Origin of the sequence: Sphingomonas sp. ABOLG (assembly GCF_003950435.1) — a bacterium.
In the GTDB taxonomy this organism is placed as follows: Bacteria; Pseudomonadota; Alphaproteobacteria; order Sphingomonadales; family Sphingomonadaceae; genus Sphingomonas; species Sphingomonas panaciterrae.
In genome coordinates, this window is the sequence record NZ_QQWW01000003.1 from 130640 (window position 1) to 144080 (window position 13441).

Below are 13441 nucleotides of genomic sequence, written 5' to 3' on the forward strand. Positions count from 1 at the left end.
TACGCCGCATCATGCCATCAGCGCCAGAGCATCGCAGTCGATCGCCTGCGCACACCCGCCCCGCGCCATGGCAAGGAACATCGCGTCGCCGCGCTCGGTACGCTTGGTCGATGCCGAGGCGAAAACCGCGGTCGACACGCCGGACAGGAGCGTCAGGCGATAGTCTCGATAAAGGTCATCGTAATCATAATCTTGCACGCCATAGCTGCGAAGATGATCGAGGTAATATTCCAGCAGGTGCCGCTCATGCCGGCGGCGATCCTCGATCGAGATCGCGAGGCCCATGAAATAGGCGACGTCGACGGCGCCCAGCCCGATCGCCGGCGATTGCCAGTCGAGCACCGCCAGCGGTACCTCACCGTCGCGCGCGTCGAACAGCATGTTGTCGAGCCGGAAATCGCCATGGGTCAGCGTGAAATTGCCCGGCTCCGGCGCCTTCGCGCTGGCGATCAAGGCGCCGTAGCGATCGCACACCGCCATATATTCCGGCTCCAGGATGCCGTCATAGCGGCGGTGGAACTCGGCAAGGCAGTCGGGAAACACGCTGATCACGAAATCGCGCGCGCCGCTGACGTTGAGGAAGGCATGGTCGCGCAGCGTCGCGTCGTTCCAGCGCGGCCCGTGCAGCGCCGCCGCCTGCTCCATCGCGCGTTCGGCATCGGCGATGTCGCAGCCGGTCAGCTGGTTGCCGGGCCGTGACGGCGTCAGATCCTCCAGCAGCAGGGCGAAGGTGCCGTCGGCCGGGTCATGCTCGGCCGTGATGCAGCCGGGCGAGCGGATCGCCACCGAATCCGCGATATGCCGGTAGAAGCCGACTTCGCGCTCATAGAGGCCGAAGCCCGCGCCGGTCTGCCGGCTGGTGGGATCAGCGCTGGCAAACTTGCCGACGAACGATCCGGGCGCCCCCTCGTCGCGGTCATAGCGCACTTCGAAGCGGATCGAATCGCCGAGCATGCCGACGCCGACCGGGGTCGCGGTGACGTCGACGACGCTGGCCTCCTGCAACACGCCTGCCCCGCGCAGCCGCTTGGTCAGCCACGCAGCGTCGACGGCGCCTGCCTCTAGATCGGCGCTCATCAGCAGCCCCCGTCGCAGCGAATGACGCTGCCGGTGACGAAGCTTGACGCTGGGCTCGCGAGGTAGAGCGCGCTGGTCACGATCTCCTCGGGACGTCCGGGGCGGCCAGCGGCGTTGTCGGCGGTTTCGCGCGCCTCCTCGGTCCAGGCCTTGGAAATGTCGGTCAGGAACGGCCCGGCGGCGATGCCGTTGATCCGCACCTTTGGCCCATATTCATGCGCCATGCTGACCACCATCGCGTTCAGCGCCGCCTTCGCCCCGGCATAAGGCACAACGCGCGGGGTGGGGCGCAACGAGGCGATCGACGAGGTCGCGAGGATCGCCCCGCCCTTCCCCTCCGCCATGCGATGGGCGATGTTGGCCATCAGCCGGAACGGGCCCTTGAAGTTCAGGCCGACGACGCTGTCGAACAGCGCCTCCGACACCTCATGGCTGGGGACCAGCGGCCCCATGCCGGCGTTGGCGACCAGGATGTCGAGCCTGCCGAACGCAGCCCATGCCTCGTCCGCAAGCCGATCCATCTCGTCCCACTTCGCCGCATGCGCCGGGATCGCGACGGCGCGTCGGCCCTTCGCCTCCACCTCCGCAACCACCGCCTCGCAGGCGTCTGCCTTGCGGCTCGACACGATAATGTCTGCGCCGGCATCCGCGAAGGCGAGCGCCATCTGGCGCCCCAGCCCGCGGGAGCCACCGGTAATCAACGCAACCTTGCCCGACAGGTCGAACAACGGATGTGGTACGGCCATCCTCGTCTCCTAAGCGTCGCCGATCGTAAGCCGGCTGACTTAAGTGTGTTATGCCGATTGCGGCGGCGGCTGCAAGTGACGCGGGCGATGCCTATCTTGGCCATGATGGGACGCGTGAAGCGGATGATGGGGCTGCGGGAGGCTGAGCGGCGGGTGGCCGGCAGCGCGCCCGAGCGATGCGCGCTATGTGATCGACCACTGGGCGCGCGGACCGAATGGCATCATGTCGTGCCGCGGAGCGAGGGTGGCACGCAGACCGCGCCGCTTCACCCGATCTGCCACCGCGCCATTCACGCCGCGGCGGACAATGCGACCTTGGCGCGGCTGGGTGATCTTGCCGCACTGAAAAGCCTTCCAGCGATCGCGCGGTTCTTGAAGTGGATCGCGCACAAGCCGGCCGACTTCCATGCGCCGACGCGGCGCGCGCGCTGACCCACCGCGATCTCAGCCGGCGAGCAGCGAATCCCCGCGTACCAACACCCGCAACGCGAGGCCCGCCTGCGCCGCACGATCCAGCGCGAGGCGCGTCGGTGCGGAAATGGTCGCCAGCAGGGGGCAGCGGGCGAGAACAGCCTTCTCCACCAGTTCGTAGGAACAGCGCGACGTCAGCAGCGCGAAGCCGCCGTTCCAGGTGAGGCCTGCCCGGGCACCGGCGCCGATCAGCTTGTCGAAGGCATTGTGCCGGCCGACATCCTCGCGAACCATCAGGATCGTGCCGTCGGCGCTGCACCACGCCGCCGCATGCACCCCGCCGGTAGCGGCATTCAGCGGCTGGTGCGCGGCGATGGCATGATAAGCGCGGAAGATCGCCGCATCCTCCCCCGCCCAGCGCGCGGCCGGGGGCAGCGGCCGCATCGCCTGTTCCATCGTCGCGATGCCGCACAGGCCGCAGGAGGCGTCCGACGCGCGATGGCGCACGCGATCATTGACCCGCTGCGCGACGCGCCGGGCGAGCGTCAGCCGCACGACGACGCCGCCCCCGGCCTCGTGAACGTCGATCGCGCGGACATCCTCCGGCGTGTCGATCAACCGCTCGGTGAGGGCGAAGCCGACGGCCAGATCCTCGAGCGCGTCCGGTGTCGCCATCAGCACGGCATAGCCGATGCCGTTGCATTCGATCGCGATCGGCCGTTCTTCCGGCACCGGGCGCGTGGCCGCTGATTGCGCCCCATCAGCGACGATCAGGCGAAACGGCCGCGCGGCGGCGGTACGATCATCGAGCAGCTGCGTCATGAGATTACCCTGCGCCCGCCCCGGGGGCGGGGCAAGGCATGAAGCTCAGCCGGCAAGTTCCTCCTCCAGCGCGGACAGGAGCGCGCGGTTGAAGGCCGGGATATCATCCGGCTTGCGGCTGGTGATCAGGTTCTCGTCGATCACGACTTCCTCGTCGACGACATCGCCGCCGGCATTCTCCAGGTCGGTGCGCACCGATGGCCAGCTGGTCACGCGGCGCCCCTCGACCACGTCGGCCTCGACCAGCAGCCAGGGCGCGTGACAGATGGCGGCAACGATCTTGTTGTCGTCCATGAATTCGCCAACGATCGACACGGCACGATCGTTCATCCGCATCGTGTCGGGATTGCCCACGCCGCCGGGCAGCAGCAGCGCGTCGAATTCCTCCGTATCGACCTGATCCAGCGTCAGATCCGGCGTGATGGTGCGCGTGGGATCCTTGTCACCCTTCACACCCTGGATCGGATCGGTCTTGATCGAGGCCAGCGTCACCTGTGCGCCGGCATCCAGCAGCGCCTGACGCGGTTCGAACAGCTCGGAATCCTCAAAGCCATCGGTTGCCAGGATAAGGACGCGGGCACGCGAAAGATCGGCCATAGGGGGTAGCTCCTGTCTCGGGGGGTTGCCCTTCACAACCCGCCGGCGGGACCGCCGTTCCGGAACCGTGCGATAGCCCGCGCATTTCCTGTGCCACGCGGAGGTCTTTCCAGTGGCATCGACGACAATCGTTTATCACGACGATGAGGAACCCGGGATCACCCGGCGCAAGATGCGGCATGGCTGGGGATATTTCGATCCCGATGGTGCCCGCATCACCGATCGCGAGGAGATCGACCGGCTGAACAGCATCGGCCTGCCCCCCGCCTATCGCGACGCGTGGTTCTGCCCCGACCCGATGGGCCATATCCAGGCCGTCGGATGGGACGAGAAGGGCCGCAAGCAATATCGCTACCATCCCGAATTCCGCGCCGCGCGTGAGAATGAGAAATATAATCTGTGCGCGGCATTCGGGCGCGGCCTTCCGCGACTGCGCGAGCGGGTCGAGCAGGACCTGAAGAGCCGCCGGCACAGCAAGGAGAAGACGATCGCCGCGATCGTCAAGCTGCTCGACACCGCGCACCTGCGGATCGGGAACGAGACCTATGCGAAGAGCAACAAGAGCTTCGGCGTGACGACGCTGCGTGATCGTCATGCCCGGATCAAGGGCAGCACGCTGCGCCTGCAATATCGCGCCAAGTCGGGAAAGATGCGCACGCTGACGATCACCGACGGCAGCCTCGCCCGCTTCGTCAAGAAGTGCCAGGACCTGCCCGGGCAGAAGCTGTTCCAATATGTCGATGCGGACGGCGAGCCCCGTCCGGTCACCTCCTGCGACGTCAACGCCTATATCAAGGAAGCGATGAAGGGGGATTTCACCGCCAAGCATTTCCGCACCTGGGGCGCGAGCGTCATCGCGTTCGAGACGCTGGCGCAGGCGAATAAGGACATCAGCCTCAAGACGCTTCTCGCCCCCGTCACGGAGAAGCTGGGCAACACGCCGGCGATCGCGCGCAAATCCTATGTCCATCCGGCGCTGATCGCGCTGATCAAGGATGGCCAGGAGGCGTTCCGCGCCGCGCTGCACCTGCCGCGCTCGACCCGCTGGCTCAGCCGCGCCGAACGCGGCTTGATCGCCTTCCTTGAAACGGGTGAGAACGGCAGCGCGCAGCAAGCAGCCTGATTGAACCAGAAGGTCATAATGACAGCAAAGAAAACCGAGGCGTCGTTACCGAAGATTTCCTCGGAAGAGGTCGAGCGGCAGATCTCCACCTTTTCCTTCACCAGTATCGACTGGATCAAGGATCATTGGCTGCAGATCACGATTGCCGCCGCCATTGGCGCCGGCATCGTTCTTGCCCTGCTGTGGCTGCGCAACCTGGGGCCACGCCTCGCCCAACGATCGACGTCGGGCGCCGGCTGGTCCGCGATCATTGGCCGGGTGATCGCGCGCACGAGCACCTTCTTCATCGTCATGGTCGCCGCCCGCCTCGTCGTCGGCTATGCGGACCCGCCCGAGATCGTCGCCCGGACGATCCACTTCCTCTTCACCGTGGCGGCCGTTTTCCAGGCAGCGATCTGGGCCCGCGAGCTGATCCTGGGCGCCATCGAGCACCGTACGCGCGCGGAGAATTACTCCGGCGAGGCGCTGATGAACGCGATGGGGCTGATCCGCCTCCTCGTGACCATCGTGGTCTTTGCGATCGCGCTGGTGGTTGTCCTCGACAACCTTGGCGTCAACGTGACGGGTCTCGTCGCTGGCCTTGGCGTCGGCGGCATCGCCATCGGTCTGGCGGCGCAGGGCATCTTCGCCGATCTGTTCGCGGCGCTGGCGATCATCTTCGACCGCCCGTTCCGCCGCGGCGATTCCATCACCTACGATTCAAGCTCGGGCACGGTCGAGGAGATCGGGCTGAAGTCGACCCGCATACGCGGCGTCAATGGCGAGCAGCGGATCATCTCCAACCGCAACCTGCTCGACAAGGAGATCATCAACAATTCGCAGCGGGAGCGCCGCCGCACGAAGCTGGCAATCGGTGTCGCCTATGAGACCGACCGCGACGTGCTCCAGCGTCTGCCGGAGATCTTCAAGGAAGTGGTCGAGGAACAGGGCCTGGCGTTCGTGCGCGCCGGTTTCGTCTCGTTCGGCGCCTCCTCGCTCGACTATGAGCTGGAATTTGAATCGCCGTCAGCCGACTATCAGGAGGCATATGACGGGCGGCATAATGTCGGCATGGCGCTGTACCGACGGCTGGATCAGGAGGGGGCATCGATCCCCTATCCGACGCAGACCACCTATACCGCTGCGCCCGACGGGCGGCTCATCATGCCCTTCCCCGACGTCCAGCCGATCCGCGACGTGACGACGCAGGGCCATGGCGACGCGGAACGAGCGAGCGGGAAGCGCAGCAACATCGTCTGAGGACGACTGACCGCTGGATTGAGACGGAAAGAGGGCACCATGCGAGCAGCATGGTGCCTTTTTTCTTAGCGCTGCTTGGCGAACAGGCTCGACATGAAAACGCCGGCCGCATCGCTCAGCGCGTCGACCACGCGGCTGGGATCAACCGTGGTGCCTGCGGTACCGGGAGCGCCGGCAGCGCCAGCGTCCGCCCCGGGCGCATTGTCCGCGCCGGTCGCCTGGTCCCTGGCGGCGGCGCGCTGATCATTCTTGCAGCCATGCTCGCGCGCCTGCCGTGCCGCGACGGCCGCAGCGGCGGTCGCTGCCATGGCAAGGCCGGAGGCGATCGCCTGGCGACCGGCCGGGGTGCTCGCCTTCTCGATCAATGCTTCACCGGCACGACGTGCTTCCTTGGGCACCTTGATCCCGCCGATTTCCTTGGGGATCCGAAAGCCCTTCTTGTCCTTCTTCGCCATACCGTCCTGTCCGCTGGTGTTTCGGCAACATAATACACCAACGAACTTGTTCAATAGTCACGCACCTTGCCGCGGCCGGCCTTCACCGCGCTGCGCCCCTTCTTGGCATCGACGCGGCGCGCCTTGGCGGCGCGCGACGGCTTTGTCTTCACGCGCCGCGCCTCGCGTTCCTCGGCCTTTTCCAGCAATTCGGCGAGGCGGGCGCGCGCGTCGGCGCGGTTGGCCTCCTGCGTGCGGTAGCGCCGCGCGGTGAGAACGAGCGTTCCGGCGGCGGTCAGCCGCGATCCCGCCAGCAGCTTCAGCCGGCGAAACGTCTCGGGATGCAGCCCCAGTCGATAGACGTCAACGCGCAGCTGGCACGCGGTGGCCACCTTGTTGACGTTCTGTCCCCCGGGGCCGGTGGCGGCGAGGAAGCGCTCCTCCAACGCCTCCTCCGGCACATCAACCATCGAAGCCGATCTCGGCAAAGCGCGCCGGCCATGGCGCCTGCGCCGCCGCATCCGGCTTGCCGGGGCGCGGCACGACCAGTTCCGCGGCGTGGAGCATCATGCCCGCGGGATGCGCCGTGCCGTACACCGGGTCACCCAGCACCGGCACGCCGAGCCCCTCCAGCGCGTGCACGCGGATCTGATGAGTGCGCCCGGTCGCGGGATGAAGCTCGACCAGCGCCTTGCCGTCCTTCTCACCCAGCAGGCGCCAGCGCGTGCGCGCTGCCTTGCCGGCCGGATCGCCCGTCATGCGCCAACCACGCTCGGCCGACGAAATCTTGACCAGCGGCAAGTCAATTTCCCCCTCCGCGCCCTGCGGCACGCCGTCGAGGATGGCGACGTAGCGCTTGCGCACCGTCCCCGCCTCGAACGCCTGCTGCAATCGCGCGTGCGCCTTCGGATTGCGCGACAGGAGCAGGCAGCCGCTGGTGTCGCGGTCGAGCCGGTGCACCGCGCGCGGCCAGCGGCGAAACCCGAAGGTGAGGTTCGCCAGATGGTTCTCCAGGCTGATGCCCCCGGCGCGCGGGGGATCGACCGGCAGCCCCGCCGGTTTGTCGATGATCAACGCCTCGCCATCGAGGAACAATACCCGTTCATTCAGCATGAGACTGCCCTTGCCATCGGGACCGCGCGGAGGCCAGAGAGAGACACGGATGCAACCACACCTTCCTCTTTCTCTCGCCGCGATCGCACTTGTCGCCGATGGGCCGGCGCAGGCGCAATTGTGCAATGGCGTCAGTATCACCAAAAGCCCGGACGGCCGCGCGCTCGGCCACTTTCCCTATGGCGATGCTGCTCCCGACGCACTGATGGCGGTACCGCCGTCGATGGCGATCGGCGCATGCCGGTTGCGGCCCGAAGCCGCCGCCGCGCTGCAGCGCCTGCTGACCGCCGCGGCGGGGGATCCGGCGGTGCAGGGCCGGCTCTACGCCTTTTCCTGCCACCGCTCGCTCGTTCACCAGCAATGGACCTTCTGCCGGACGCGCGAGAGCGCCACTGGCGTCGATCGCGCCATCTCCGCCGCGCCGCCCGGGCACAGCGAACATGGCACTGGCTATGCCGTGGATTTCACCGTGCGCCCGGCCGACGGCTGCCCCGATGCCGAGGCGTGCATGGCGGCCAAGCCCGCGTTTCGCTGGCTCGCCGCCAATGCTCCCCGCTTCGGCTTCGAACTGTCCTTCCCCACCAGCAACAAGCAGGGCGTGAAATGGGAGCCGTGGCATTGGCGCTGGGTGGGAACGTCGAGCGCAGAGCCTGGCGCTGCGCGCGCGCGCTTCCTGTTCGCCAAGGCGCGCGCGGCCTTTCCCGCCAATCCGGCGATCGACCCGGTGTTGCCGCGCGTCGTACCCCCGGTGGTGGTGCGGACGATCGAGCAGGCGCCCGCTGACGAGAACGGCAAGAAAAAGCGGCGCCGCAAGGAGCGACGCCGCGACTGATGTCTTCCCCCCGCACGCCAAGGATCGTGCAGGAGGGAAGCTCGTGATCAGGCCTTCAGCTTGGCCGCAACCTCGGCAATGCGCTTGCCCTGGTAGCGCGCGCCGCCCAGGTCGATGTCGCTCGGCTGGCGGCTGCCGTCACCGGCGGCCAGCGTCGTCGCGCCATAGGGCGAACCACCGTGGATCGCCTCCATGTTCATCTGCGCCTGATAGCCATAGTCGAGACCGACCACCGTCATGCCGAAGTGCAGCAGGTTGGTGATGATCGAGAACAGGGTGACTTCCTGGCCGCCATGCTGGGTTGCCGTGGAGGTGAAGGCGCCGCCAACCTTGCCGTTCAGCGCGCCCCTCGCCCACAGGCCGCCGGCCTGGTCGAGGAACGCGGCCATCTGGCTCGGCATGCGGCCAAAGCGGGTCGGCGCGCCAATGATGATCGCGTCATAATCGGCGAGCGCGTTCACGCCCTCGATCTCGGGATGCGAGGTATCGACCTGGAAGCCTGCGGCCTCCGCCACCTCCCTGGGGGCAGTCTCCGGCACGCGGCGCACGTCGACCGTGACGCCCGCCTCGCGCGCGCCCTCGGCCACAGCGTCCGCCATCTTCGCCAGGTGGCCGTAGGACGAATAATATAGCACCAGAACCTTGGTCATCGTGATTGCTCCTTGCTCCCTTTCCGCGCCGGAAAGGCGTTTGATTTGCCGGGCCAGCGGCCCGATTGGGTGTAGAACGACCTATTGCGGCCGGTTGACCCGCCTATTCGGCGTCGACCAGCACCAGTTCGGCATCCTCGCGGGCGACGATCTCGTACGTGCCGCCGCCGAGCGCCGCGCCGTCACGCGCGTCGAACGGCTCACCGTCGATGGTGATCGCGCCGCGCGCCGCCACCAGATAGGCGTGGCGCCCCTCACCAACCGTATAGGTCACCTGCTCGCCGGCGTTCAGCGTCGCGCCCATGACGCGGGCGTCGGCACGGATCGGCAGCGCGTCGGCATCCTCGGCAAAGCCGCTGGCGAGCGTGACGAATCGGCCGGAGCGGTCGCCCTTTGGAAAGGGCTTCGCGCCCCAGCTGGGGCTGCCGCCGGTCGAGCGCGGCTCGATCCAGATCTGGAACAGCGTGGTCGGCTCATTCTCCAGATTATATTCCGCGTGGCGCACGCCGGAGCCCGCGCTCATCACCTGGACGTCGCCGGCGCCGGTGCGGCCGGCATTGCCCATCGAATCCTGATGCGTGATCGCACCGCTGCGGACGTAGGTGATGATCTCCATGTCGCGGTGCGGATGCGGCGGGAAGCCGGTCTGCGGCGCGATCGTGTCATCGTTCCACACCCGGATCGCGCCCCATCCCATGCGGGCGGGATCGTAGTAGTTGGCGAAGCTGAAGTGATGCCGGGCGTCGAGCCAGCCGTGGTCGGCATGGCCAAGCGATGCAAAGGGCCGGCGTTCGATGCGGGTGCGGATGTCGGTCATGAGAACCTCCGAAGTGTTGCTGCGGAGATAGGATCAACCCTGCATAGCGAAAACAGAAACGATTGAAACGTATTGTTTCCGTCATGAGGTTGAGGCTATGCGGGGTGACGTTCTTTGGAGACGCCACAGATGCGCTTACCCGACCTCGAAGCCTGGGCGATTTTCGCCACCGTGGCCGAACACCGGTCCTTCACCGGAGCAGCCGAGACCCTGGGCCTCAGCAAGGCTACGGTGTCGAAGGCGATCGCGCGGCTGGAAAGTGATCTGGGCCAGTCGTTGTTCCACCGCACCTCGCGCCGCCTGGCGCTGACCGAGGCGGGCCGCCCGCTCGCCGAACGTGCCGCGATGATCCTGGCATCGGCACATGCGGCGGAAGAGGCGGCACGTGACGCGGCGCGCACACCGGTAGGCCGGGTCCGTCTGGCCGCGCCGATGACCTTCGGCGTCAGCAATGTCGCCCCCCTGCTGGCCGATTTCCTGAGCGCACACCCGGGGATCGAGGTGGAGCTGCACCTCTCCGACGCGCGGGTCGATATCGTCGCGGAAGGGTTTGACGTGGCATTGCGCATTGCCGAACTGCCCGACAGCTCGCTGCGGGCGCGGCGGCTGTGCTCGATCCAATCCTATCTGGTCGCAGCGCCCGCCTATCTCCAGCGGCGGGGCACTCCGAGCCATCCGGGCCAATTGGGGGAGCATGAACTGCTCGGCTACACCAATCTGTCCGGCCCCTGGCGCTTCCGCGGTCCTGGCGGCGCCGAGGTATCGGTGAAGGCGCAAGGGCCGCTGGCCGCGAACAGCGGCGAGGCGCTGATCCCTGCGCTGGTCGCCGGGCTCGGCATCGCCCGCCTGCCCGCCTTCATCCTGGGCGACACGATGGAGACCGGGCAGGTGGTGGAAATCCTGCCCGACTGGCGCCCCGCCCCGGTCGGCCTCCACCTCCTCACCCCGCCCAGCCCGTTGCGCCCCGCCCGGGTCGAAGCCTTGATCGCGTTCCTGGGCGAGCGCCTGCGCGATTGAGGCCGCTCAGAAGGCGGCCGACAGCGTGAAACCCCAGGTGCGCGGGTCGCCCGGCTGGCCGACGATCAGCCCGGTCGAGCCCGACTGGGTGGCGAGCAGCTCGTAATAATCCTCGTCAAAGGCATTACGCAGCCAGGCGAACAGGTTCAGCCCGTCGTCCGTCTTGAACCCGAGGCGGAAGTTGGACAGCGCATAGCCACCAACCCAGGTATAAGCGGATGGCGAGGGATTGGACGAGAAGCGGGAGCGATAGCTGCCGTCATAGCCGATATAGACCTGCCCCTCGCGGCCGGCGATCGACGTCGGGATGCCGTATTCCGCGCCATAGCTGAACGCCCATTTGGACACGCCCGGCAGCACCTGGCCGGAAATGTCGCACGACGGCGGGCTGATCGCACCGGGCACGCCGGCGGGGCCTGGCCGCTGCCCCGGCGCCGCGGCGGGGCCGCCGGACAATTCGGGCGGGCACGGCGCATCGACGAAGCGGACATATTTGGCGTCGGTATAGGCGCCGTTGATGTAGAGGTTCAGGCCGCTCACCGGCCGGAACGCGCTGTCCACCTCGATCCCGCGCGTGCGCACCTTGCCCGCATTGGCGAGATAGCCGCGCAGCACGCCGACCTGCTGGTTGTTCACCGTCGCCTGATAATCATCGATCTCGGTCCAGAAGGCGGCGACATTGACGGTGGCGCGGCGATCCCAGAACTGGGTCTTCAGCCCCAGCTCGAAATGATTGACCGTTTCCGGATCGATCGTCTGAACCGCGAGGATCGGGTTGTTGGCGGCATCCAGCGGCAGGCCCGACAGGTTGATCCCGCCCGACTTATAGCTGTGCGCATAGGTCGCATAATAATGAATGTCGGGAGTGAAATCGTACGACACGGTGATGTCGCCCGAGATGTTCCAATTGTCGAATTCGGGCTGATAGCTCTGCGGCGCCAACACGCCGCGCTGGTCGTTGGTCAGTACCGGGCTGCCGCTGCCATTGGTGACGGTGGCGACATAATCGCCCTCCTTCTTGTCGTAATTGACGCGCAGGCCCGGCGCGATCTCCAGCCGGTCGGCGGCCTGCCACGTCAGCTTGCCGAACAGCGCGGCCGAGGTGTTCTTGAAGCCGATCGTGTTGCGCGAGGTCAGCCCGTTCAGCACCGCCGGATTGCACGCGGCGGTCGTCGGCGTGGCGCAGCCCTTGGGGCCGAAGGGCGGATTGCCGGGATTGAGCAGGAAGCGGCTGGCGGCTGGGCCCTGCACCTGAAGCCCCTGCGTATCGATCGTCTGGTAGAAATAGAAGGCGCCGACTGTATAGTCGAACGGCCCCTTGCTGTCCGAGGCGTAGCGGATTTCCTGCGTGAACTGGCTCTGCTGCGACGGATTGGCCGACACGGTGGTGATCGGCAGGCCGATGAAGTCGCGGTCGTTGGACGGGTTCCAGTGCCAGAAACGCCACGCCGTAACCGAGGTCAGCGTGCCCGATCCGAGCGTCCAGTTGGCGAGCGCGGAGGCGCCGCCCAGTTCCTGCTCCGCGCGCAGGTTCGTATCGACATCGGTCAGCCGGTCGAACGCATCGGTCGATGGCGGCGCATAGCCAAAGGCAGCGGCCAGCGCGGCATATTGGCGGCTGACGGGACGCTGCGTCGCGCCCACCCGGGCGTAATATTGCACGCAGCAGTTCGGATCCTGCCGATTATAGTCGGCGAACAGCGTGACATCGAGGTCCGGCGTCACGCGGAACAGCATCTGCCCGCGAAGCCCGACATTGTCCTGGCTGTTCTGCCATTCGCGCTGAAGCGTGTTGTACACCGTGCCGCGCCGCGTGGTGATCGAGCCGGAGATGCGGGCGGCGACCACATCGTCGACGATCGGCCCGGACAGGGAGAACTTCCCCTGGAAGAAATCGTAATTGCCGCCGCTGACCTCCGCCCTAGCCTCGGTTTCGAAACTGGGGCGGCGGGTGGTGATGTTGATCGCGCCGGCCGTGGTATTCTTGCCGTACAATGTCCCTTGCGGGCCCCGCAGGATCTCGATCCGCTCGGTATCGGTGAAGTCGAACGTCGCCGACGCGATGCGGCTGTAATAGACCTGGTCGACATAGATGCCGACGCCCTGTTCGATCCCGTCGTTGGTGAGGCCGAAGGGCGCGCCAAGCCCGCGGATGTTGGCCGCCGAATTGCGCGGGTTGGTGGAATAGAATTGCAGCTTCGGTTGCAGCTGGGTCAGCCGGTTGACGTTGTACGCGCCGGTTTCCGCCAGCGCCTCGCCCCCGATCACCGACATGGCGATCGGCACGCTTTGCACCGTTTCCGCCCGCCGCCGCGCGGTGACCACGATGTCGCCGCCGCCCTGTTGTGCGGGGCCGAGCCGCCCGGTCGTTTGCGCGTCGGGAGCCGCCGCCGGTGGCGCTGCAGAATCCTGATCCGGTGCCGGCGCGGGTGCCGTGGGGTTCGTCGATTGGGTAGCTGGAGCAGCCTGCGCGGCCAGCAGAAAGGCAAGCGTGATCGACATCGGAATCGTCCCCTGAATTGCTGGATCGAAGGTCCATCAACAAAGTAGGGATTGCAATACC

The 13441-nt window shown here is 66.9% G+C and carries 15 protein-coding genes; 5 read left to right on the top strand and 10 right to left on the bottom strand.

Going from position 1 to position 13441, the window contains the following annotated elements; translation table 11 throughout:
* Nucleotides 1–9: 9 nt before the first annotated feature.
* A complete protein-coding gene (locus tag CA236_RS04395) occupies nt 10–1077 on the bottom strand; it encodes an oxidoreductase family protein (protein ID WP_125944698.1) in 1068 nt (355 codons plus the stop codon).
* The gene (locus CA236_RS04400) at nt 1077–1823 is read right to left on the bottom strand and encodes a glucose 1-dehydrogenase (RefSeq protein WP_046411290.1); all 747 of its coding nucleotides are present in this window, start codon (nt 1821–1823) and stop codon (nt 1077–1079) included. Before CA236_RS04400 ends, CA236_RS04395 begins: the two co-directional genes overlap by 1 nt.
* Nucleotides 1824–1946: 123 nt before the next feature.
* Here CA236_RS04400 and CA236_RS04405 point away from each other — a divergent pair, with 123 nt between their 5' ends.
* On the top strand, nt 1947–2255 hold the full coding sequence (locus CA236_RS04405; protein ID WP_125944867.1) for an HNH endonuclease: 309 nt from the start codon (nt 1947–1949) through the stop codon (nt 2253–2255).
* A 12-nt stretch (nt 2256–2267) separates the two neighbouring features.
* Here CA236_RS04405 and fdhD read toward each other — a convergent pair whose 3' ends face one another.
* A complete protein-coding gene (gene fdhD, locus CA236_RS04410) occupies nt 2268–3056 on the bottom strand; it encodes a formate dehydrogenase accessory sulfurtransferase FdhD (protein WP_125944699.1) in 789 nt (262 codons plus the stop codon).
* A 45-nt stretch (nt 3057–3101) separates the two neighbouring features.
* Nucleotides 3102–3653, bottom strand: a complete 552-nt coding sequence (locus tag CA236_RS04415; RefSeq protein WP_046411293.1) for a type 1 glutamine amidotransferase domain-containing protein — start codon at nt 3651–3653, stop codon at nt 3102–3104.
* Nucleotides 3654–3765: 112 nt separating this feature from the next.
* On the opposite strand from CA236_RS04415, the gene CA236_RS04420 reads away from it, so the two are divergent.
* Nucleotides 3766–4776, top strand: a complete 1011-nt coding sequence (locus CA236_RS04420; RefSeq protein WP_164518860.1) for a DNA topoisomerase IB — start codon at nt 3766–3768, stop codon at nt 4774–4776.
* Nucleotides 4777–4794: 18 nt separating this feature from the next.
* Entirely contained in the window at nt 4795–6015 is a 1221-nt protein-coding gene (locus tag CA236_RS04425; protein WP_125944700.1) for a mechanosensitive ion channel family protein, read from the top strand.
* 65 nt (nt 6016–6080) lie between these two features.
* Here CA236_RS04425 and CA236_RS04430 read toward each other — a convergent pair whose 3' ends face one another.
* The 3 genes from CA236_RS04430 to CA236_RS04440 are packed head-to-tail and all read right to left on the bottom strand — an operon-like array spanning nt 6081 to nt 7562.
* A complete protein-coding gene (locus tag CA236_RS04430; protein ID WP_125944701.1) occupies nt 6081–6470 on the bottom strand; it encodes a hypothetical protein in 390 nt (129 codons plus the stop codon).
* Between the two features lie 50 nt (nt 6471–6520).
* Nucleotides 6521–6919 carry an alternative ribosome rescue aminoacyl-tRNA hydrolase ArfB gene (gene arfB, locus CA236_RS04435; RefSeq protein ID WP_125944702.1) on the bottom strand — a complete coding sequence of 133 codons (399 nt, stop codon included), beginning with the start codon at nt 6917–6919 and terminating at the stop codon, nt 6521–6523.
* Nucleotides 6912–7562: an RNA pseudouridine synthase gene (locus CA236_RS04440; RefSeq protein WP_046411298.1), complete on the bottom strand. Its 651-nt coding sequence runs from the start codon at nt 7560–7562 to the stop codon at nt 6912–6914. Before CA236_RS04440 ends, arfB begins: the two co-directional genes overlap by 8 nt.
* 49 nt (nt 7563–7611) lie before the next feature.
* Between CA236_RS04440 and CA236_RS04445 the strand changes: the two genes are divergently transcribed.
* The gene (locus tag CA236_RS04445) at nt 7612–8394 is read left to right on the top strand and encodes a M15 family metallopeptidase (RefSeq protein WP_206430508.1); all 783 of its coding nucleotides are present in this window, start codon (nt 7612–7614) and stop codon (nt 8392–8394) included.
* Nucleotides 8395–8441: 47 nt separating this feature from the next.
* Here CA236_RS04445 and wrbA read toward each other — a convergent pair whose 3' ends face one another.
* Together wrbA and CA236_RS04455 are read right to left on the bottom strand one after the other, a co-directional pair.
* Nucleotides 8442–9044, bottom strand: coding sequence for an NAD(P)H:quinone oxidoreductase (gene wrbA, locus CA236_RS04450; protein ID WP_046411301.1), 603 nt, complete (start codon nt 9042–9044; stop codon nt 8442–8444).
* Nucleotides 9045–9147: 103 nt separating this feature from the next.
* Nucleotides 9148–9861 carry a pirin family protein gene (locus CA236_RS04455; protein WP_046411302.1) on the bottom strand — a complete coding sequence of 238 codons (714 nt, stop codon included), beginning with the start codon at nt 9859–9861 and terminating at the stop codon, nt 9148–9150.
* Between the two features lie 129 nt (nt 9862–9990).
* Between CA236_RS04455 and CA236_RS04460 the strand changes: the two genes are divergently transcribed.
* Complete coding sequence (locus CA236_RS04460; protein WP_125944704.1) at nt 9991–10878, top strand: LysR family transcriptional regulator; 888 nt, start codon at nt 9991–9993, stop codon at nt 10876–10878.
* A gap of 6 nt (nt 10879–10884) precedes the next feature.
* Here the strand turns inward: CA236_RS04460 and CA236_RS04465 are convergent, their stop codons facing one another.
* On the bottom strand, nt 10885–13380 hold the full coding sequence (locus CA236_RS04465) for a TonB-dependent receptor (protein WP_125944705.1): 2496 nt from the start codon (nt 13378–13380) through the stop codon (nt 10885–10887).
* Between the last annotated feature and the right edge of the window lie 61 nt (nt 13381–13441).

What these genes read in the sequence shown, in the direction of transcription:
- CA236_RS04395 (WP_125944698.1), bottom strand. Translation starts at nt 1,077, where the DNA reads ATGAGCGCCGATCTAGAGGCAGGCGCCGTCGACGCTGCGTGGCTGACC.
- CA236_RS04400 (WP_046411290.1), bottom strand. Translation starts at nt 1,823, where the DNA reads ATGGCCGTACCACATCCGTTGTTCGACCTGTCGGGCAAGGTTGCGTTG.
- CA236_RS04405 (WP_125944867.1), top strand. Translation starts at nt 1,947, where the DNA reads ATGATGGGGCTGCGGGAGGCTGAGCGGCGGGTGGCCGGCAGCGCGCCC.
- fdhD (WP_125944699.1), bottom strand. Translation starts at nt 3,056, where the DNA reads ATGACGCAGCTGCTCGATGATCGTACCGCCGCCGCGCGGCCGTTTCGC.
- CA236_RS04415 (WP_046411293.1), bottom strand. Translation starts at nt 3,653, where the DNA reads ATGGCCGATCTTTCGCGTGCCCGCGTCCTTATCCTGGCAACCGATGGC.
- CA236_RS04425 (WP_125944700.1), top strand. Translation starts at nt 4,795, where the DNA reads ATGACAGCAAAGAAAACCGAGGCGTCGTTACCGAAGATTTCCTCGGAA.
- CA236_RS04430 (WP_125944701.1), bottom strand. Translation starts at nt 6,470, where the DNA reads ATGGCGAAGAAGGACAAGAAGGGCTTTCGGATCCCCAAGGAAATCGGC.
- arfB (WP_125944702.1), bottom strand. Translation starts at nt 6,919, where the DNA reads ATGGTTGATGTGCCGGAGGAGGCGTTGGAGGAGCGCTTCCTCGCCGCC.
- CA236_RS04440 (WP_046411298.1), bottom strand. Translation starts at nt 7,562, where the DNA reads ATGCTGAATGAACGGGTATTGTTCCTCGATGGCGAGGCGTTGATCATC.
- CA236_RS04445 (WP_206430508.1), top strand. Translation starts at nt 7,612, where the DNA reads ATGCAACCACACCTTCCTCTTTCTCTCGCCGCGATCGCACTTGTCGCC.
- wrbA (WP_046411301.1), bottom strand. Translation starts at nt 9,044, where the DNA reads ATGACCAAGGTTCTGGTGCTATATTATTCGTCCTACGGCCACCTGGCG.
- CA236_RS04455 (WP_046411302.1), bottom strand. Translation starts at nt 9,861, where the DNA reads ATGACCGACATCCGCACCCGCATCGAACGCCGGCCCTTTGCATCGCTT.
- CA236_RS04460 (WP_125944704.1), top strand. Translation starts at nt 9,991, where the DNA reads ATGCGCTTACCCGACCTCGAAGCCTGGGCGATTTTCGCCACCGTGGCC.
- CA236_RS04465 (WP_125944705.1), bottom strand. Translation starts at nt 13,380, where the DNA reads ATGTCGATCACGCTTGCCTTTCTGCTGGCCGCGCAGGCTGCTCCAGCT.